Genomic DNA, 18744 nt, shown 5'->3' with positions numbered 1-18744 from the left:
CCGCCCCAACCCCAAGAGGAGACAAGCCCATGTTCCAGAACAAGCTCAATCGCCGCCATGTGCTGAAGACGGGCGCCGTCGTCGCCGGTGCGGGCACCGCCAACCTGATGCTCTGGGCCAACGCCTGGGCCCAGGCCTCGCCGTTCAAGCCCGAGAAGGGCGCGGCGATCACGCTGCTGCGCTGGAAGCGCTTCGTGCAGGCCGAGGAGGACGCCTTCATGGCACTGTGCGCGGCCTTCACCAAGGCCACCGGCGTGGACGTGAAGGTGATCAACGAGTCGCTCGACGACGTGCAGCCCAAGGCCAGCGTCGCGGCCAACACCAACCAGGGCCCGGACATGTTCTGGGGCCTGTACTCGCTGCCGCACCTGTTCCCCAGCAAGTGCGTCGACGTCACCGACGTGGCGGGCTACCTGGGCAAGAAGTACGGCGGCTGGGTCTCCACCGCCGAAACCTACGGCAAGGGCCCCGGCGGCAAGTGGATCGCCATCCCCGTGGCCTACAACGGCAACGTCATCAACTACCGCCAGAGCATGATCGAGAAGGCCGGCTTCAAGGAGGTGCCCAAGGACACCGCCGGCTTCCTGGAGCTGATGAAGGGCCTGAAGGAGAAGTCGGTGCCGGGCGGCTTCGCGCTCGGCCGCGCCTCGGGCGACGGCAATGCCTGGGTGCACTGGGCGCTGTGGTCGCAGGGCGCCAACCTGGTCGATGCCAAGGACAAGGTCATCATCAACTCGCCCGAGACGGTCAAGGCGCTGGAGTACTGCAAGGCGCTGTCCGACACCTTCGTGGCCGGCACCGCGAGCTGGAACGACGCCTTCAATAACAAGGCGTTCCTGGAGAGCCAGGTCTCGCTGACCAACAACGGCGTGTCCATCTATGCCGCCGCCAAGGCCGCCGCCGCCAAGGGCGACGCCAAGGCCAAGGAGGTGATGGACGACATGAACCACTCGCTGTGGCCGGTGGGTCCGGTCGGCAAGCCGACCGAGTTCCACATCGCCTACCCGCTGATGATCATGAAGTACTCGAAGGTGCCCAACGCCTGCAAGGCCTTCATGAGCTTCATGCTCGAGGCCGAGAACTACGACAAGTGGCTGCAGGACGCCGTGGCCTACCTGACGCACCCGCTCAACGCCTACGACGCCAACCCCGTCTGGCGGACCGACCCGAAGCTGTCGATGCTCAAGGACGCCAGCCGCCGCACGCTGACCGCGGGCGGCCTGGGCTCGGTGGGCGAGAAGGCGGCCGCGGCGCTGGCCGACTTCGTGATGCTGGACATGGTGGCGTCGGTGTGCACCGGGCGCGCGTCGATCAAGGACGCGATCTCGGTGGCCGAGCGCCAGGCCCGGCGCATCTACCGCTGATCCGCAGGACAGGAGCGCCGCCGCGTGAACACGCTCTGGAACAACAAGAACTTCGTCGGGCTGCTGTTCATGCTGCCCGCGGCGGCCTTCCTGATCCTGTTCCTGGTGTACCCGCTCGGGCTGGGCATCTGGCTGTCCTTCACGGACGCCAAGATCGGCCAGCCCGGGCAGTTCGTCGGGCTCGAGAACTACGAATGGATCATCGGCGACAGCAAGTTCCAGACGGCGGTGTTCTTCACCCTCTTCTACACCTTCGTCGCCAGCGTGCTCAAGTTCGCCATCGGCCTGTACCTGGCGATCCTGCTCAACGAGAAGCTGCCGTTCAAGGCCATCATCCGCGCGCTGGTGCTGATCCCCTTCATCGTGCCGACCGTGCTGTCGGCGATCGCGTTCTGGTGGATCTTCGACCCGCAGTTCTCCGTCATCTCCTGGACGCTGAAGAAGGCCGGGCTGATCACCGAGAACATCAACTTCCTGGGCGACGTGTGGAACTCGCGCTTCTCGGTCATCTTCGCCAACGTCTGGCGCGGCGTGCCCTTCATCGCGATCTCGCTGCTGGCCGGGCTGCAGACGGTGCCGCCCTCGCTGTACGAGGCCGCCACGCTCGACGGCGCCACGCGCTGGCAGATGTTCCGACGCATCACCTACCCGCTGCTCACGCCGATCATCGCGGTGGTGATGACCTTCTCGGTGCTGTTCACCTTCACCGACTTCCAGCTGATCAAGGTGCTGACCAACGGCGGCCCGGCCGGCGCCACCGAGCTGATGGCCACCATGTCCTACAACACCGCTATCCTGGGCGGGCGCATCGGCGAGGGCTCGGCGATCTCCACCGCCATGGTGCCCTTCCTGCTGGCCGCCATCATGGTGAGCTGGTTCGGCCTGCAACGCCGCAAGTGGCAGAGCGGAGAGAACAATGAGTAGCAGCGCCCAAGCCGCGCGCCCGTCCGACGACTCGGAGGGCATGAGCTACCTGTCCACGCTGCCGCAGCGCGTGGTCCGGGTCTACATCCCCCTGCTGCTGATCGTCTTCGTCCTCCTGTTCCCGTTCTACTGGATGACGATGACGGCGATCAAGCCGAAGGAGCACCTGCTCGACCTGGACGCGCACAACCCGTTCTACACGCTGCAGCCGACCTTCGAGCACATCTACGACCTGCTGTTCAAGACCGACTACCCGCAGTGGCTGTGGAACACGATGTTCATCGCGGTGTCGGCCACGATCCTGTCGCTGATCGCCAGCGTGTTCGCGGCCTATGCCATCACCCGCATCCGCTACCGCGGCTCGCAGTGGGTGGGCGGCGCGATCTTCCTGGCTTACCTGGTGCCGCCTTCCATCCTGTTCATCCCGCTGTCCACGGTGGTGTTCCAGTACGGCCTGTTCGACACGCCCTTCGCGCTGATCCTCACCTACCCGACGATCCTGATCCCGTTCTCCACCTGGCTGCTGATGGGCTACTTCAAGACCATCCCCTACGAGCTGGAGGAGTGCGCGCTGATGGACGGCGCCAGCCGCTGGCAGATCCTCACCAAGATCGTGCTGCCGCTGGCGGTGCCGGGGCTGATCTCGGCGTCGATCTTCTGCCTCACGCTGTGCTGGAACGAGTTCATCTACGCGCTGACCTTCATCAACAGCACCGAGAAGAAGACCGTGCCGGTGGCGATCCTGTCGGCCTTCACCGACGGCGACCAGTACCGCTGGGGCTCGCTGATGGCCGGCGCGCTGGTCGGCTCGCTGCCGCTGGTGATCCTGTACGCCTTCTTCGTCGAGCACTACGTCAGCGCGATGACCGGCGCGGTCAAGGAGTAGCGCCGTGAAGGTCGGTTTCGTGGGCCTGGGCGCGATGGGCGTCCCGATGGCCGTCAATCTGGTCAAGGCCGGCCACGCGGTGCGCGGCTTCGACGTGCGCGCCGGTGCCGCCGACGCGCTGGTGGCCGCCGGCGGCCAGGCTGCGGCGAGCGCCGCCGACGCCGCGCGCGACGCCGAGCTGCTGTGGCTGATGGTGGTGTCCGGCGAGCAGGCCGAGGCGGTGCTGTTCGAGCATGGCGCGGCCGCCGCGCTGCCGCGCGGCGCCATCGTCGGCATGGGCTGCACGCAGGCGCCGGCGCATGCCGCGCGCACCGCGGCGAAGCTGGCGGCGATGGGGCTGGCCGTGCTGGACGCGCCGGTGTCCGGCGGCACCAAGGGCGCCAACGCCGCGGCGCTGACGATCATGTGCTCCGGCGCGGCCGACGTGCTGGAGCGCGCGCGCCCGGTGCTGGGCGCCATGGGCTCGCGCGTCTTCGACTGCGGTCGCGACGCCGGCATGGGCTCCACCGCGAAGATGATCAACCAGCTGCTGTGCGGCGTGCACATCGCCGCCGCCGCCGAGGCCATGCACGTGGCCGAGCGCGCCGGCGTGTCCACCGCCACGATGCACGAGATCATCAGCGTCAGCGCCGGCAACTCCTGGATGTGGGGCGACCGCGGCCCGCGCATGATGCAGGACGACCCGGCCGTCACCAGCGCGGTGGACATCTTCGTCAAGGACCTCGGCATCGTGCTCGGCGAGGGCCGCGCACTCAAGGCCGGGCTGCCGCTGTCGGCCGCGGCGATGCAGATGTTCCTCGCCGCCAGCGGCCTGGGCCACGGCGCCGCCGACGACAGCCAGGTCATCCGCGCCTACCGGGCGCTCAACGGCGCCGGAGCACGCAACAAGTGAGCATCGACAAGCGCCCCACCGTGGGTTTCATCGGCGTCGGGCTGATGGGCCACGGCATGGCCAAGAACATCGTCACCAAGGGCTACCCGCTCGTGGTGCTGGGCCACCGCAACCGCGAGCCGGTGGAACACCTCAAGTCGCTCGGCGCCACCGAGGCGCGCACGCCGCGCGAGCTGGCCGCGCAGTGCGACATCGTGCACCTGTGCGTCACCGGCTCGCCCCAGGTGGAAGCCAACCTGCGCGGCCCGGACGGCGTGGTCGCCGGCGGCCGGCCGGGGCTGGTGGTGATCGACTGCTCCACCTCCAACCCGGTGTCCACGCTGGCGCTGGGCGAGGAGCTGCGCGCCGCCGGCATGACCCTGGTGGACGCGCCGCTGTCGCGCACGCCGGTGGAGGCCGAGGCCGGCACGCTCGACACCATGGTCGGCTGCGACCCGGACACCTTCGCCCGCATCGAGCCGGTGCTGCGCTGCTGGGCCGGCAACGTGGTGCACCTGGGCCCGCTCGGCCTGGGGCACAAGATGAAGCTGGTGAACAACTTCGTGGCCATGGGCTACGCGGCGCTGTTCGCCGAGGCGCTGGCCATCGCGCGCAAGGCCGGCCTGTCGGTGGAGCAGTTCCACAGCGTCATCGGCTCGGGCCGCATGCGCAGCGGCTTCTACGACACCTTCATCCAGTGGAGCCTGCTCGGCAACGAGAACGCGCACCGCTTCACCATCAGCAACGCCCACAAGGACATGCGCTACCTCGCCAGCATGGCCAACGAGATCGGCGCGGTGAACAACATCCAGACCCTGGTGAAGAACAGCTTCGCCGCGATGGAAGCCGCCGGCGACGGCCAGAAGTACGTGCCGATGCTGGCCGACTTCATCGCCCATCTCAACGGCCTGCCGCCCGCGGCGGCCGAACGCACACCGCAATGACACTCGACGCCCTGGCGCAACGCGCCTACCGCATCCGCCGCCTGGCGCTGCGCATGGGCGAGGTGCAGGGCCAGGGCTACATCGGCCAGGCGCTGGACATCGCCGACGTGCTGGCCGTGGCCTACTTCCACGCCATGAAGCTGCGGCCCGACGACCCGCAGTGGGAGGGCCGCGACCGCTTCCTGCTGTCCAACGGCCACTACGCCATCGCGCTGTATGCCGCGCTGATCGAGGCCGGCGTCGTGCCGGAGAGCGAGCTCGACACCTACGGCAGCGACGACAGCCGACTGCCGATGTCGGGCATGGCCAGCTACACGCCCGGCATGGAGATGTCCGGCGGCTCGCTCGGCCAGGGCCTGTCCATCGCCGTGGGCCACGCGCTGGGCCTCAAGCGCAAGGGCTCCGCGTCGCGCGTGTTCACGCTGTTCTCCGACGGCGAGCTCGACGAGGGCGCGATGTGGGAGGCCATGATGAGCGCCGCCCACTACAAGCTCGACAACCTGATCGCGATGGTGGACGTGAACAACCAGCAGGCCGACGGCCCGAGCCACAGCGTGATGGCCTTCGAGCCGCTGGTGGACAAGACGCGCGCCTTCGGCTGGTTCACCCAGCGCATCGACGGCAACGACCTGCCCGCGGTGGTGGCCGCGTTCGACGCCGCGATGGCGCACCCGGGGCCGCAGCCGCGCATGATCGTCTGCGACACGAAGATGGGCTGCGGCGTGCCCTTCCTGGAAGCGCGCGAGAAGAACCACTTCATCCGCGTCGACGCGCACGAGTGGCAGCTGGCGCTGGCCGCGCTGGACGAAGGAGCGCGGCGATGAACGGCCCGGCCAAGAAGCGGCTCACCACGTCGGCCATGATCGCGTCGATCGCCGCCGAGGGGCAGCGCACGCGCGGCGCACCCTTCGGCACTGCGCTGGTGGAGCTGGCCGAGCAGCGCCCGGACATCGTCGGCATGACCGCCGACCTGGCCAAGTACACCGACCTGCATGTGTTCGCGCAGGCCTACCCCGAGCGCTTCTACCAGATGGGCATGGCCGAGCAGCTGCTGTTCGGCGCCGCGGCGGGCCTGGCCAAGGAAGGCGCGGTGCCCTTCGTCACCACCTACGCCGTGTTCGCCACGCGGCGCGCCTACGACTTCATCCACCAGGCCATCGCCGAGGACGACCTCGACGTCAAGATCGCCTGCGCGCTGCCGGGCCTCACGTCGGGCTACGGCCCGAGCCACCAGGCCACCGAGGACCTCGCGCTCATGCGCGCGATTCCCGGCCTGATGGTGATCGACCCCTGCGACGCGCACGAGATCGCGCAGGTGGTGCCGGCGATCGCTGCGCACCGCGGCCCGGTGTACATGCGCCTGCTGCGCGGCCAGGTGCCACTGGTGCTCGACGAATACGGCTACCGCTTCCAGATCGGCAAGGCGCAGATGCTGCGCGACGGCCGCGACGTGCTGGTGGTGTCGTCGGGCCTGCTGACGATGCGCGCACTGGAGGCGGCGCAGGCGCTGGCCGCCGACAGCGTGGACGTCGGCGTGCTGCACGTGCCGACGATCAAGCCGCTGGACGTGGAGACGATCCGCCGCGAATGCGCCCGCAGCGGCCGCCTCGTGGTGGTGGCCGAGAACCACAGCACCGTGGGCGGCCTGGGCGAGGCGGTGGCCGCCGCGCTGCTGGACGCCGGCGTGGCGCCGCGCTTCGCGCGCATCGGCCTGCCCGACGCGTTCCTCGACGCCGGCGCGCTGCCCACGCTGCACGAGCGCTACGGCTTCTCCACCGACGCCATCTGCCGCCGCATCAAGGGCTGGCTGGGCTGAGCGCGACCGTGGGCACCGACGCGCACGCGCTGCAGCCGCTGGCGCACGCCATCCGCTTCCTGTCGATCGACGCCATCGTGCGCGCCACCGAGGGGCACCAGGGCGTGCCGCTGGGCATGGCCGAGATCGCCACTGCGCTGTACGCGCGGCACCTGAAGCACGCGCCGCACGACCCGGCCTGGCCCGACCGCGACCGCGTCGTGCTGTCCAACGGCCACGGCTCGATGCTGCTGTACTCGCTGCTGCACCTGGCCGGCTACGAGCGCATCGGCATCGACCAGATCATGAGCTTCCGCGAGCTGGGCTCGCACTGCGCCGGCCACCCGGAGCGCGACGTCGCCGCCGGCATCGAGGTGACCACCGGGCCGCTCGGCCAGGGCATCGGCAATGCGCTGGGCATGGCCATCGCCGAGGCGCACCTGCGCCAGCGCTTCGGCAGCGCGCTGGTGGACCACCGCACCTGGGCCTTCGTCGGCGACGGCTGCCTGCAGGAGGGCGTGGGCCAGGAAGTGATCGCGCTGGCCGGCCACCTGCGGCTGGACCGGCTCACGCTGCTGTGGGACGACAACCGCATCACCGACGACGGCGCCACCGCGCTGTCGATCAGCGAGGACGTGGCCGAGCGCTTCCGCGTCGCGGGCTGGCACGTGCAGGCCGTGGACGGCCACGACATCGACGCGGTGGACTCGGCCATCGCCGCGGCCAAGGCCGACCCGCGGCCGTCGATGATCGCCTGCCGCACCGTGATCGCACGCGGCATCGCGCGGCTGCAGGGCCAGCGCGGCGGCCACAGCGCGCGCCTGTTCGACGCCGACGCGCAGGCCGCGCGGCAGGCGCTGGGCTGGCCCCATGCGCCGTTCGAGCTGCCGGCCGACGTGCAGGGCGCCTGGCGCGCCGCCGGCGCGCGCTCGCGCGAGGCGCATGCCGCGTGGCAGGCGCGCGTGGCCGCGCTGCCCGCCGCCGAGCGCGCCGAGTTCGAGCGCACGCTGCGCGGCGACCTGCCCGCCGGCTGGCAGGCCGCGCTGTGGGCGCACGCCCGCGCCGCGGCCGCCGAGACGCCGCCCAAGGGCGGCATCAACCTGTCGTCCGACATCCACGACGCGCTGACCGACGTGCTGCCCGACCGCATGGTGCTGTGCGCGGATCTCGAAGCGCCCACCGCGCACAAGCGGCGCCTGTCGGCCTTCACCGCCGACGACCGCGCCGGCGCCTACGTGCACTGCGGCGTGCGCGAGCATGCGATGGCCGCCGCGGCGGTGGGCATCGCCGCGCACGGCGGGCTGCGGCCCGCGGCCGTGACCTACCTCGCCTTCGCCGACTACCAGCGGCCGTCGATGCGCATGGCCGCGCTGATGAACCTGCCGGCCGTGTTCGTGTTCAGCCACGACTCCATCGGCATCGGCAAGAACGGGCCGACGCACCAGCCGTCCGAGGGCCTGGCCGCGCTGCGCGCGATCCCCAACATGCAGGTCATGCGCCCGGCCGACGCGGTGGAGGCCGCCGAATGCTGGGCGCTCGCGCTGCAGCGCCGCGACGGGCCGGCGAGCCTGGTGTTCGCGCGCCAGGCGCTGCCCACCGTGCGCCACGACGGCCCCGGCGCGGACAACCGCTGCGCGCGTGGCGCCTACGTGCTGGCCGAGGGGCAGCGCGAGTCCGACGGCGCGCCGCGCCGCGTCACGCTGCTGGCCACCGGCTCCGAGGTGGCGCTGGCGCTGGCCGCGCGCGAGCTTCTGCAGGCCGAGGGCATCGCCACCGCCGTGGTGTCGATGCCGTGCTGGGAACTCTTCGAGCAGCAGGACGACGCCTGGCGCGCCGCCGTGCTCGGCCCCGGCAGCGTGCGCGTCGCGGTGGAAGCGGCGGTGCGTTTCGGCTGGGAGCGCTGGCTCGGCGAGCGCGGCGCCTTCGTCGGCATGCCCGGCTTCGGCGCGTCCGGCCCGGCCGACGCCCTGTACCGCCATTTCGGCATCACCCCCGAGGCGGTCGCCGCGCAGGCGCGGCGGCTGCTGCAACAGAAGAAGGACCACGACCATGTCCACGCCTGACCCGCACCCGTCCACCGCGCGCATGAGCGGGCCGCTGCTCGAAGGCCGCGGCGTCATCGTCACCGGCGCGGCCAGCCCGCGCGGCCTGGGCCTGGCCGCCGCCAAGCTGCTGGCCGAGCATGGCGCGCGCGTGCTGATCACCGACCTGGACGCCGCCGCCGCCGAGCGCGCCGCCGCGTCGCTGCCCGGCAGCGGCCACGCCGGCGCGCGCTGCGACGTCACCGACAAGGCCGAGTGCGAGGCGTCGGTGGCGCTGGCGCTGCAGCGCCTGGGCCGGGTGGACGTGCTGGTCAACATCGCCGGCATCACCAGCCCGCAGCGCCTGATGGACGTGGACGCCAAGACCTACGACCGCATCTTCGACATCAACATGCGCGGCACGATGTACATGACGCAGGCGGTGGTGCCGCACATGCGCCGCCAGCGCAGCGGCAGCATCGTCAACATGAGCAGCGTGTCGGCGCAGCGCGGCGGCGGCGTCTTCGGCGGCAGCCACTACTCGGCGGCCAAGGCCGCGGTGCTGGGCTACACCAAGGCCGCGGCGCGCGAGCTGGGCCCGGACAACGTGCGCGTCAACGCCATCTGCCCGAGCTTCATCGACACCGACATCACCGCAGGCATGATGACGCCCGACAAGCTGGCGGCCATCGTGGCCAGCGTGCCGATGGGTCGCCCCGGGCATGCGCACGAGGTGGCCGGCTGCGTGCTGTTCCTGGCCAGCGACCTGGCCAGCTACATCACCGGCATCGAGCTCGACATCCACGGCGGATCGCACATCCACTGAACGCACCGAAGGCGAGGACATCATGACGACGAAGAAGAAGGCCCCCCACGAACTGCGCAGCCAGCAGTGGTTCGGCCGCCAGGACCGCGACGGCTTCAACTACCGTAGCTGGGTCAAGGGCAAGGGCGTGCCGCACGACCAGTTCGACGGCCGGCCGGTGATCGGCATCTGCAACACCTTCTCCGAGCTGACGCCTTGCAACAGCCATTTCCGCACGCTGGCCGAGCAGGTGAAGGTCGGCGTCTACGAGGCCGGCGGGTTCCCGCTCGAGTTCCCGGTGATGTCGCTCGGCGAGACGCTGCTGCGCCCCACCGCCATGCTCTACCGCAACCTGGCCAGCATGGACGTGGAAGAGAGCATCCGCGGCAACCCGGTGGACGGCGTCGTGCTGCTGATGGGCTGCGACAAGACCACGCCGTCGCTGCTGATGGGCGCGGCCAGCGTGGACCTGCCCACCATCGGCGTGTCCGGCGGGCCGATGCTCAACGGCCGCTGGCGCGACCAGCAGCTCGGCTCGGGCACCGGCGTGTGGCGCATGAGCGAGGAGGTGCGCGCCGGCACGCTCAAGCTGAAGGACTTCTTCGAGGCCGAGAGCTGCATGCACCGCAGCCACGGCCATTGCATGACCATGGGCACCGCCAGCACCATGGCCAGCATGGTGGAGGCGCTGGGCGTGGGCCTGCCCGGCAACGCTGCCTACCCGGCGGTGGACGGGCGCCGCAACGTGCTCGCGCGCGAGGCCGGCCGGCGCATCGTGAACATGGTTCACGAGGACCAGCTGCTGTCGAAGATCCTCACGCGCGAGGCGTTCGAGAACGCCATCCGCACGCTGGCAGCCATCGGCGGCAGCACCAACGCGGTGATCCACCTGATCGCCATCGCCGGCCGCGTGGGCGTGCCGTTGACGCTGGAGGACTTCGACCGCCTCGCCAGCGAGCTGCCCTGCCTGGTGAACCTGCAGCCCAGCGGCGAGTTCCTGATGGAGGACTTCTGCTACGCCGGCGGCCTGCCCGCGGTGATGAAGGAGATCCTGCCGCTGCTGCACGGCGGAGCCGTCACTGCCAACGGCCGCAGCGTGGCCGACAACGTGGCCGAGGCGCAGAACTGGAACCCGAAGGTCATCAAGAGCGTGGCCGAGCCCTTCAAGGCCAAGGCCGGCATCGCCGTGCTCAAGGGCAACCTCGCGCCGCGCGGCGCCGTCATCAAGCCCAGCGCCGCCACGCCCGCGCTGATGAAGCACACCGGCCGCGCCGTGGTGTTCGAGGACATCGAGGACTTCCACACCCGCATCGACGACGAGAACCTCGACGTCGACGAGACCTGCGTGCTGGTGCTGAAGAACTGCGGCCCCAAGGGCTACCCCGGCATGGCCGAGGTGGGCAACATGCCGCTGCCGCCGAAGGTGCTGCGCAAGGGCATCACGGACATGGTGCGCATCAGCGACGCGCGCATGAGCGGCACCGCCTACGGCACCGTGGTGCTGCACACCGCGCCCGAGGCCGCCGCCGGCGGCCCGCTGGCCCTGGTGAAGAACGGCGACCTGATCACGCTGGACGTGGCCGCGCGCAGCCTGCACCTGCACGTGGACGACGCCGAGCTGGCCCAGCGCCGCGCCGCCTGGCAGCCGCCGAAGCCGCCGCTGGATTCGGGCTACTGGAAGCTCTACATCGACCGCGTGACCCAGGCCGACGAAGGCGCCGACCTCGACTTCCTGCGCGGCAAGCGCGGCAGCTTCGTGCCGCGGGACAACCACTAGCGGAGGCGGGGCGGCGGGGCTGCCTCGGCCACTGCTGCGGCTGCGCAGGCTTCAGATGGGCTGCCGTGGTTCGATGAGGCCGACCGGATCGACGGCTGTTGACCCAAAACGGACATCCGAGTTGTCGACCTGATCGCAAGAGCGGACGCACAACGAACGAGCTGGCGCGCCCGGAGCAGCCGGCCGTGGGCAGTCACGTGTTGAGTGCGTCATGTGTCTGGTGGGATCGGAACGTTTGTCGCGTAGTCCATGAAACTGTTTCCCTCAAGGTGACGCGCCAACGCGTACAGGCGAAGGCGCGAGGAAAGATGCCATCCGTCACGAGCTGATGGGGCGGGAGACGGAATGAGATATGGTCCGCCGTCGAATGACTCTTGTGACAACAAGTTTGCGAGTTGGCGAGCACGATCAAGCCGGACTCCATTTGCAGTAGTGCCTTCAATCGGGTACGCCGCGACAAGGCCAACCTCCTTGTCAGGCGCTCCAAGTCGCCTCCGGTTCAGGTCCGCCAGCGAAAGCTGCGCCTCAAGCACGAAGACAAAACCCAAGAAGTGCATGTCCTGCTCGAAGCAAGCCATGACAAGGCGTGTTGGGGAGCGGAGATCGGACTCCATGACCCCGAGTTCTTCGTAGAGCCCGCGTGTGACGGTGGCAAATAGACTCGGGTCGCCAGTCCTGTCAGCCGGCGATTCGATGTCGAGGCCAGTGACATATGGCTGCCACCATGGCTGGACCCGTGACCGCGGGGCAGGCGCCCACATCTGCTCAGCAAACGAGACGTTCCAGCCTGGCACAAGCGGCGTTCTCTGTGCACTGGGGAGTGTCAAGACCAAGTAACGTACCGCGGTCGAAGGGTCATAGACAAGAAGGACTCCGAGCGCACTCAGGTGATAGGGAACTGTCTTGACGTCAAAGGGACAGCCAGGTTCTGACCACCATGAGGAGAAGACGTGCGAGATCGGCCCACCGTCAGCAGAGACATGCGAGCCACGTGACAACGTGGCAATTGTTCGCATGGTGAAGTAGTCGCTGTTGCCGATGGTCATCTGGAACTCGTTGTTGTCAATGACCATTTGCCTCGGCGGTTCGACTAGGCGCCTGATCCGATTCGGCTTGGCCCGGCGCGTGCCCACCCATCTGCGAAGCTCCAGACCAAGGGTGCGCAATGCATGGTCCGGAAGACCTCGCCTGGCCACTTCGGACCACTCTTCGTCCGTGCCAAACGTCGTTAACTGATTCGAAACGATCCCGCCGTATCGATTGGCGTGATCGGGGAACGTGTACATCTCCATTGCCCCATCTATTGCAATGTTCCCTTCGTACCAGGCTCGCGGAGCTGTCGCAATAAATGCTGACATCCGTCTAGTCGGACCCAGTACCACGGACCCACTTGGTTCCGCGAGATGCTCCTTTTTCATTTCCAAGCCGGAGGCCCTGTGTCCAACCTTGCCAAAGGCCCGCAGGGCGTCCACAAGCTCTGCAATGTCGTGCGCGCACTGGAAGTCAGAGAGGAACGAAGGCAGCTCCAAGCTTGGATGGCTTAGCAGCGGCAGAATCGGGCACCGAAAGGCCACTGCCTGCCCCAATTCGAAGAACACCCATGGGCTCCTCAGGCTGGCCGGTGTTGCGATGAGCACCAGATGCGTAGCCTTTGCTAGTCCGTCTGAAATCCGCGCCTTGAAGTTCTCGCCGACCTGAATTCGATTGGCGTCCCGGAAGAACGAAACACCGGCGGCCGTTAGTTCGTGCTCAACCTGTTCAGCGAGGCCGCGATCCTTCGAGGAGTAGCTGATAAACACGTACGGTGCGCTCGACTGCACAAGATCTCCTTCAAGTGCACAACATGTGAGCAAAGCCACCTACCATGGTCGGGCGAATCGAGCAGCTAGGCGTCAGGCTCAAGGTCGGTAAGGTCTTCGACGCCTGCCATGTCAGCAAGCAAACGCGTGTACTTGCGCAATTCAGCCTGCAACGACAGGAGCTCGACTCGGAATGCAACAGCCTGCTCCTCTGTAACTTGCTGCGGATCGTCAAGTGCGCCGTGCCACTTCGTAGTAAACGGCCGGACGACTTGGTTGAGTACGACTACCGCAATCTTCGTGAAGTTGATGCAGTGTCTGCCGTTCCGTCTGACGATCTCCCGCGTGAGGGGAAAGAGCTGATAGATACTTGCAAGCGCCGCTTTCTCACTGCCTTGTGCGGGCACCAATCTCTGCGTGGCGACTCTGGTTAGTAGCTCGACGTACAAGTCCCAGGCGGCGGCCTTGTCCTCATCTCGAGGAACCCACTCCATCTCGAGGAAACCGGCCTTGATCTTCAGACTATCGAGGTCCCACTGCTCGAGCAATTTGCGCAACTGCATCAGTACCACCGATCTGCGGTCTTGTTATAGACAAAGTGCTCGTACGAATTGTCGGGCTGAACAGCGAGGCGCCGCCGGAAAGCCGCCTCAATCCATGCTTCGACCGCGGAAGCGCTTGTAGTCCAGTCGTAGATCGCGGCGTAGCCGCGTCTTTGGTTGTCGACGAGACGTGGGGGAACGATCCCGGGGTCGTATCCGTGTTTTCCAAAGCTGGGATGTGTCGGCAAGAGGATGCCCAATAGGCCCGAGCGTGTACTTAGTTTGGTTTCTCGGATGCTTGACGAGATCTCCCAGTCCACGTGTTTCCGCTGCCATGTGTTGGTCCCCACCAGCACCACGGTTACCGTGGAGTCGCGGAGGTACTCGTCACGAACTTTGGCACGGACGGTGTCTGTGTTCAAGAGCGGAGAGATCTCTCCAATCTGCACCGACTTGGAGATGAACACTGGCGACAGCAACGAGAACATCCGTTCGAACGCGTCCCGCCAAGATTGGTCGATTGCATGGTGGTAGCTGACGAAGACTTTGTGCACGCAATGGAGCCTCCTGACAGCTAACTATGTCACAGCGCCAGCCGTGCAGCACTGAAGTCGCCTGTCCCCGAGGTGCAGACAATGAGTGTGCAACGAGCGCAAGCAGCGATGTGGGCATCAGCGTCGGATTTCGGGATACAGCATCCGCGGCTTTGCGAATGACTGGTGTTGGCCGGTTGCAGCCGCCCCACCGCCCCGCGCACCCGCTCAGCGCACCACCGGCGCCCCGGCCAGATGGGCGAAGTAGCGGCACATCCCGGCAAACGGGTGCCGGGCCTGGCACATGCGCTGGATCTGGTCCAGGCTCGGCGCGTCACCGCGCTTCCAGGCGCCCACCGCGGAGGTGAGCGACGAGTAGATGAAGTAGCGCTGGCGCACGAGGGTCTCGCGGTTGAGGCCGAGGTAGTCGACCGCCGCCTCGACGGCGCGCCGGGCGCGCGGCGTCGCGTGGTCCGGCGCGACGACGAGCACCTCCGCGTTGGTTTCCACCGCGGCCCAGGCGAACATCGGCTCCGGGTCCTCCAGGTAGGGATGCGGAAGGTCGGGCTCCTCGTCGAGCCACTCGGCCAGCAGGGCCGCCTCGTCCACGCCCGCGGGGTCGGGCGACATGCGCCCGGCCAGCCGGCGCAGGGCCCGCTCGGTGGTGGGCAGGCTCGCTCCCAGGCGCGGCGCCTTCAGTCGCGTGCCCTGGATCGGGAAGTGGTCCTTCTTGTGCGTCTGGTTGCACAGCTGGCAGGCGAACACGTAGTTGTCCACGCACAGTGCCAGCCACCAGTACACCGACTTGGGCCGGAAGTGCTCCACGTCGCCGTGGGCCACGTGGGCGGTCGGCGCCTCGCAGTAGGCGCACTTGTCGAAGCTGTCGTCCTTGAGCGCCGGCTTCATCTTCTTCCAGTCGCCGAGCACGCCCTCCCAGTCGATGCCGTCGCCGTGATCGATGCGCGCCTGGGCCAGTGCCACGAGCTTGCGGAAGAGCCCTTCGCCCGTGAAGTCCCGATGCAGCGCCTGCGCGCTGCGGTCCCGCTTCAGCTTGATCACGACGGATCTCCTCTGGAACGACCGGTCGGCCTAGCGGGCGGCGGCCTTGCGCCGGGGTGCCTTCCTCGCCGCCGGCTTCTTCGCTGCGGCTTTCTTCGCCACGGGCTTCTTCGCCGCGGGCTTCTTCGCAGCCGGTCGCTTCGTCGCCGCCTTCTTCCTCGCCACCGCGGGCGGGCTGGCGGACGGCATGGCCTTGCGGCTCGTGCCGTAGAGGAACTTGGCCTGCTCGATGCGCTGCTGCACGGTGCCGGTGTCCACCGAGCGCTGGTAGGCGATCAGGTCGGCATAGGCGGGGGCTTCCTCGGGGATCAGGGGCGCCGCGCCTTCGAGCTGCGACTGGATCTCGGACAGCGCCAGCAGGTCCTTGTCGGTCTTGGCGCCCCGCTTGAGCTCGATCGCGCGCGCCTGCTGCCGCAGCTGCGCCACCTTGGGCGAGTCCAGCGTCTCCAGGCCGATCAGCGGCGACAGGAAAAGCTCGGACAGGCGCATGCGGCTCGGGTCGCCCTTGAACGCCACCAGGGTCGGGCCCGCCTCCTCGCGCCGCACGACGAAAAGCTCGCCCTCGCCGCACTGCTGGATCGACAGCGGCGAGTGCGTGGTGGCGATGACCTGCAGGTTCGGGAAGGCCGCGTTGAGGAAGTCGACGAGGTTGCGCTTCCACACCGGGTGCAGGTGCAGGTCCATCTCGTCGATCAGCAGCACGCCGCGCGAGTCGAGCGGGGCGCTGCGGTCCTTGAACGTGTCCGTCATCCGGAACAGCAGGTCGCCGGCCCAGGCCGCCATGGCCTGGTAGCCCTCCGACAGCTGCTGCAGCGGCACGTCGCCGTCCTGGGTCTTCATGACCACGATGCGGCGCGACTTGTCGATGTCCTTGAAGCTCATGCCGGGCAGCAGCTTGTCCAGCGCGTCGGCGATGATCCGGCGCCCGGTGGGCCCGGTGGCGTAGTCGAGGTCCATGGCCCACTGCTCCAGGCTCACCAGGTCCTGGCTCGACGAGAACATCGTCGCCAGCTGCGAAGCCCTTCGGCTCTCGAACGACGCGCCGTAGGAGCGGCGGCCGCGGGACGTGTCGGGCGGCCGCCGGAAGGCGCCGTAGCCGGCGACGAAGTAGTTGCGGTCGGCCTTGCGGATCGCGGCGTCGAGCTGGCTCAGGCCGGCCTCGTTGCGGCGGATCACCGTGTCGCGCCCGTCGCCGCGGTGGATCTCCAGGCGCACGGTCCGCTCCTCGCCCTCGGCCGTCATCAGCGTGGCCTTCAGGGCGGCGCTGGTGGCCGTGTTGCGGATCCAGTCGTCGGGGTTGCCGATCAGGTCGGGCAGCGCCTCGGACCCGGCCAGCAGCAGGCCGATCGACTTGAGCACGGTGCTCTTGCCGCAGCCGTTCTCGCCCAGCAGCACGGTCCAGCGCCGCGTCTTCTGTTCCGGCGTGGTGCCCCGGAAGCTCACATGCATCTGCCGGATCGCACGCACGTTCGTCAGCTCGATGTCGACGAGATACATAGGGTCTCCGCGTCAGGGGTGCCGTGGCCGAGGCGGACGATGTTACGGGAGCCCCGGCGCGCCGGCCGTCAGGCGCCGGGGTTCGGGTCCGCCATGTAGCAGGTGGCGCCGTCCGCGTCGCAGCCCAGCGGGTACACCTTGCGCGCGTCCTCGCCCTGGTCGTCCCGCACATCGCGCTCGCTGCCGAGGATGCGCTTGAACAGCCGCTTGAAGTCCTTGGGCAGCGACTCGCCCGCCGCCGGCACGAAGTAGCCATGCCCGCCGAGCCCGACCTGGGCGTTGGTGCAGCTGACGTAGCGCACCGAGCCGGACACGATGCGCGCGCCGGGCTCCGCGCCCAGCTTGACCTGGTTGCCGTCCACGATGGAGGCGCCGAAGAGGACCGAGTCCCCCTTGTTGTAGGTCACGTACACCCGGCCCACGGGCGTCAGCCTGCGCACCCAGGTCTCGTGGCCCGCGGCCCGGCAGCAGGCCGCGATCAGGGCGACGTTGTGCGCGATGCTGAGCGAGCCCGCCGCGCCCTCGTTCTCGATCGAGTACTGCAGCAGATGGCAGCCCAGGCTGTGCGCGGCCAGGGTCATCGGCTGGTGGTTGGCGTACAGGCGCGCCGTGGCCAGCAGGCGCATCACCCGCGCCAGCGCATCGGTCGAGCCGAGCGCGTTCATCTTCGCCTGCAGATAGCGGCGCTTCTTGCGCTTCGCCCAGCCTTCGGACGCGCTCTTCGAGTCGATCTTCGCGAACGAGTCCTCGTCCTCGTCGTCCGGGCCCGGTGGCAGGTTGGGCTGGTCCGCCCCGGAGGACAGATAGCCCTCGGACGGCCACGAGAAGCCGACGACCTTGAGGTTGTAGGTCTCCTCCAGGCGCGCGCAGCGCTCGAAGCAGGCCGTGGGCGGGTTGTTGAACCCGTGCAGGTACACCAGCACCGGCCGCCGTCCCTTGAACAGCGGCACCAGCAGGTTCAGTGCCGCGTCGTCGTCCACGCCGGTCGCCACGTCGGCCACGGCGAAGCCCTTGCCCTGGCGTCCGACTTGCGCCGCGGACAGCGCGTCGGACTCCGGCAGGAACCGCCGCGTGAACGCCGAGGGCGTCGTGGACGAGATCACCGCCCGGTTCGTGAACATCAGCATGGGCCGGCCTCCACGGATTGCGACGGGCCAGTGTCGGGTCCGGCCCGGTGCGGCGCAACACCCATGTTCGCAGTGGTGCCCGGCGAGCGGACTTCGGCAGGATTTCTCGCCTGCGCCCGTCCGGACGGGTGAACGCGTGTCGCGGCGCGACGGGCGCGCCCAGAATGCACCGCATGCCCGCTGCCAAGAAACCCCGCAAGAGTCCCGGCCTGCCCGGTGGTGTCGATCGCCGCGCGCCGCCCGACGCGCCGGCCGGCACGCTCAAGCGCCTGAAGGGTGCGCTCGGGCGCCCGATGAAGATCGAGCGCCAGGGCGTCGACCTGAAGCTGGTGCTGGTGGAGCGCCGCCGCGCGCCGGCGGCCGGTGCCGCGCCGGGCATCGAGCAGATGTGCGACGAACTCAGCACGCGGCTGCTGGCCGTCGGGCCCGAGCATGCGGCCACCGTGCTGCGCCCGCTGGTCACCGTGCACGACGCGCTCGAGCGCAAGGGCTGGTCCGGCGTGGCTTCGCTGCCGGCGCCGGTGCTGGCCAAGGCGCTGGCGCTGGCCGGCATGATGGCGCGCGAGGAGCCTTCGCCGAACCTGGACGCGTTCATCGAGGGCCTGCTGCCGCTGCAGGCCGCCGCGCGGGCCCGCGACGACAAGCGCGCGCCGCGCCGCGGCGTCGAGGTGGCGGAGGCGGCGGAGATCTCCGAGTCCACCTTCGCCGATTTCGACGACGCCCAGCGCGGCTGGGTCGGCACCGAGCCCGCCGCGCTGATGCACGCGCCGGAGCGCGACACCGAGCGCTAGGTTCGCGGC

The 18744-nt window shown here is 68.8% G+C and carries 17 protein-coding genes; 11 read left to right on the top strand and 6 right to left on the bottom strand.

Annotated elements, in window-relative coordinates; all coding sequences use genetic code 11:
• The first annotated feature begins 29 nt into the window (after positions 1-29).
• From AC2EAQ_RS11955 to AC2EAQ_RS11910, 10 genes are all read left to right on the top strand, one after another.
• Positions 30-1364, top strand: a complete 1335-nt coding sequence (locus AC2EAQ_RS11955; RefSeq protein ID WP_484644016.1) for an ABC transporter substrate-binding protein — start codon at positions 30-32, stop codon at positions 1362-1364.
• A 69-nt stretch (positions 1365-1433) separates the two neighbouring features.
• Positions 1434-2288, top strand: a complete 855-nt coding sequence (locus AC2EAQ_RS11950; RefSeq protein WP_484644844.1) for a carbohydrate ABC transporter permease — start codon at positions 1434-1436, stop codon at positions 2286-2288.
• Positions 2289-2328: 40 nt separating this feature from the next.
• A complete protein-coding gene (locus AC2EAQ_RS11945) occupies positions 2329-3174 on the top strand; it encodes a carbohydrate ABC transporter permease (RefSeq protein ID WP_484644013.1) in 846 nt (281 codons plus the stop codon).
• Positions 3175-3178: 4 nt separating this feature from the next.
• A complete protein-coding gene (locus AC2EAQ_RS11940; protein ID WP_484644010.1) occupies positions 3179-4066 on the top strand; it encodes an NAD(P)-dependent oxidoreductase in 888 nt (295 codons plus the stop codon).
• Positions 4063-4989, top strand: coding sequence for an NAD(P)-dependent oxidoreductase (locus AC2EAQ_RS11935; protein WP_484644005.1), 927 nt, complete (start codon positions 4063-4065; stop codon positions 4987-4989). The genes AC2EAQ_RS11940 and AC2EAQ_RS11935 overlap by 4 nt, the downstream gene beginning before the upstream one ends.
• On the top strand, positions 4986-5813 hold the full coding sequence (locus tag AC2EAQ_RS11930) for a transketolase (protein ID WP_484644003.1): 828 nt from the start codon (positions 4986-4988) through the stop codon (positions 5811-5813). The genes AC2EAQ_RS11935 and AC2EAQ_RS11930 overlap by 4 nt, the downstream gene beginning before the upstream one ends.
• On the top strand, positions 5810-6805 hold the full coding sequence (locus tag AC2EAQ_RS11925; protein ID WP_484643999.1) for a transketolase family protein: 996 nt from the start codon (positions 5810-5812) through the stop codon (positions 6803-6805). Before AC2EAQ_RS11930 ends, AC2EAQ_RS11925 begins: the two co-directional genes overlap by 4 nt.
• Before the next feature lie 8 nt (positions 6806-6813).
• Positions 6814-8847, top strand: a complete 2034-nt coding sequence (locus tag AC2EAQ_RS11920; protein ID WP_484643995.1) for a transketolase family protein — start codon at positions 6814-6816, stop codon at positions 8845-8847.
• Positions 8834-9631 carry an SDR family NAD(P)-dependent oxidoreductase gene (locus AC2EAQ_RS11915; protein ID WP_484643991.1) on the top strand — a complete coding sequence of 266 codons (798 nt, stop codon included), beginning with the start codon at positions 8834-8836 and terminating at the stop codon, positions 9629-9631. The genes AC2EAQ_RS11920 and AC2EAQ_RS11915 overlap by 14 nt, the downstream gene beginning before the upstream one ends.
• Before the next feature lie 22 nt (positions 9632-9653).
• Entirely contained in the window at positions 9654-11387 is a 1734-nt protein-coding gene (locus tag AC2EAQ_RS11910) for an IlvD/Edd family dehydratase (protein ID WP_484643987.1), read from the top strand.
• A gap of 209 nt (positions 11388-11596) precedes the next feature.
• On the opposite strand, the gene AC2EAQ_RS11905 is transcribed toward AC2EAQ_RS11910, so the two are convergent.
• The 6 genes from AC2EAQ_RS11905 to AC2EAQ_RS11880 form a co-directional block, all read right to left on the bottom strand.
• A complete protein-coding gene (locus tag AC2EAQ_RS11905) occupies positions 11597-13207 on the bottom strand; it encodes a toll/interleukin-1 receptor domain-containing protein (protein WP_484643985.1) in 1611 nt (536 codons plus the stop codon).
• Between the two features lie 65 nt (positions 13208-13272).
• Complete coding sequence (locus tag AC2EAQ_RS11900) at positions 13273-13749, bottom strand: hypothetical protein (protein ID WP_484643981.1); 477 nt, start codon at positions 13747-13749, stop codon at positions 13273-13275.
• Positions 13749-14282 (bottom strand): TIR domain-containing protein, encoded by a 534-nt coding sequence (locus AC2EAQ_RS11895; protein WP_484643979.1) that lies wholly within the window; start codon positions 14280-14282, stop codon positions 13749-13751. The genes AC2EAQ_RS11900 and AC2EAQ_RS11895 overlap by 1 nt, the downstream gene beginning before the upstream one ends.
• Positions 14283-14489: 207 nt before the next feature.
• Positions 14490-15320 carry a hypothetical protein gene (locus AC2EAQ_RS11890; RefSeq protein WP_484643977.1) on the bottom strand — a complete coding sequence of 277 codons (831 nt, stop codon included), beginning with the start codon at positions 15318-15320 and terminating at the stop codon, positions 14490-14492.
• Positions 15321-15350: 30 nt separating this feature from the next.
• The gene (locus tag AC2EAQ_RS11885) at positions 15351-16817 is read right to left on the bottom strand and encodes an AAA family ATPase (protein WP_484643975.1); all 1467 of its coding nucleotides are present in this window, start codon (positions 16815-16817) and stop codon (positions 15351-15353) included.
• Between the two features lie 68 nt (positions 16818-16885).
• Entirely contained in the window at positions 16886-17944 is a 1059-nt protein-coding gene (locus tag AC2EAQ_RS11880) for an alpha/beta hydrolase (RefSeq protein WP_484643973.1), read from the bottom strand.
• A 173-nt stretch (positions 17945-18117) separates the two neighbouring features.
• Here AC2EAQ_RS11880 and AC2EAQ_RS11875 point away from each other — a divergent pair, with 173 nt between their 5' ends.
• The gene (locus AC2EAQ_RS11875; RefSeq protein ID WP_484643971.1) at positions 18118-18735 is read left to right on the top strand and encodes a hypothetical protein; all 618 of its coding nucleotides are present in this window, start codon (positions 18118-18120) and stop codon (positions 18733-18735) included.
• Positions 18736-18744: the final 9 nt, after the last annotated feature.

Source organism: Aquabacterium sp. T101, assembly GCF_057219775.1.
Note: the sequence above shows the minus strand (reverse complement) of the source record. Positions and strands in the feature narration are given on the sequence as shown.

Excerpts from the sequence above, each read along its gene's own strand:
- AC2EAQ_RS11955 (WP_484644016.1), top strand. The coding sequence starts at position 30 with ATGTTCCAGAACAAGCTCAATCGCCGCCATGTGCTGAAGACGGGCGCC.
- AC2EAQ_RS11950 (WP_484644844.1), top strand. The coding sequence starts at position 1,434 with ATGCTGCCCGCGGCGGCCTTCCTGATCCTGTTCCTGGTGTACCCGCTC.
- AC2EAQ_RS11945 (WP_484644013.1), top strand. The coding sequence starts at position 2,329 with ATGAGCTACCTGTCCACGCTGCCGCAGCGCGTGGTCCGGGTCTACATC.
- AC2EAQ_RS11930 (WP_484644003.1), top strand. The coding sequence starts at position 4,986 with ATGACACTCGACGCCCTGGCGCAACGCGCCTACCGCATCCGCCGCCTG.
- AC2EAQ_RS11925 (WP_484643999.1), top strand. The coding sequence starts at position 5,810 with ATGAACGGCCCGGCCAAGAAGCGGCTCACCACGTCGGCCATGATCGCG.
- AC2EAQ_RS11915 (WP_484643991.1), top strand. The coding sequence starts at position 8,834 with ATGTCCACGCCTGACCCGCACCCGTCCACCGCGCGCATGAGCGGGCCG.
- AC2EAQ_RS11910 (WP_484643987.1), top strand. The coding sequence starts at position 9,654 with ATGACGACGAAGAAGAAGGCCCCCCACGAACTGCGCAGCCAGCAGTGG.
- AC2EAQ_RS11900 (WP_484643981.1), bottom strand. The coding sequence starts at position 13,749 with ATGCAGTTGCGCAAATTGCTCGAGCAGTGGGACCTCGATAGTCTGAAG.
- AC2EAQ_RS11885 (WP_484643975.1), bottom strand. The coding sequence starts at position 16,817 with ATGTATCTCGTCGACATCGAGCTGACGAACGTGCGTGCGATCCGGCAG.
- AC2EAQ_RS11880 (WP_484643973.1), bottom strand. The coding sequence starts at position 17,944 with ATGCTGATGTTCACGAACCGGGCGGTGATCTCGTCCACGACGCCCTCG.
- AC2EAQ_RS11875 (WP_484643971.1), top strand. The coding sequence starts at position 18,118 with ATGCCCGCTGCCAAGAAACCCCGCAAGAGTCCCGGCCTGCCCGGTGGT.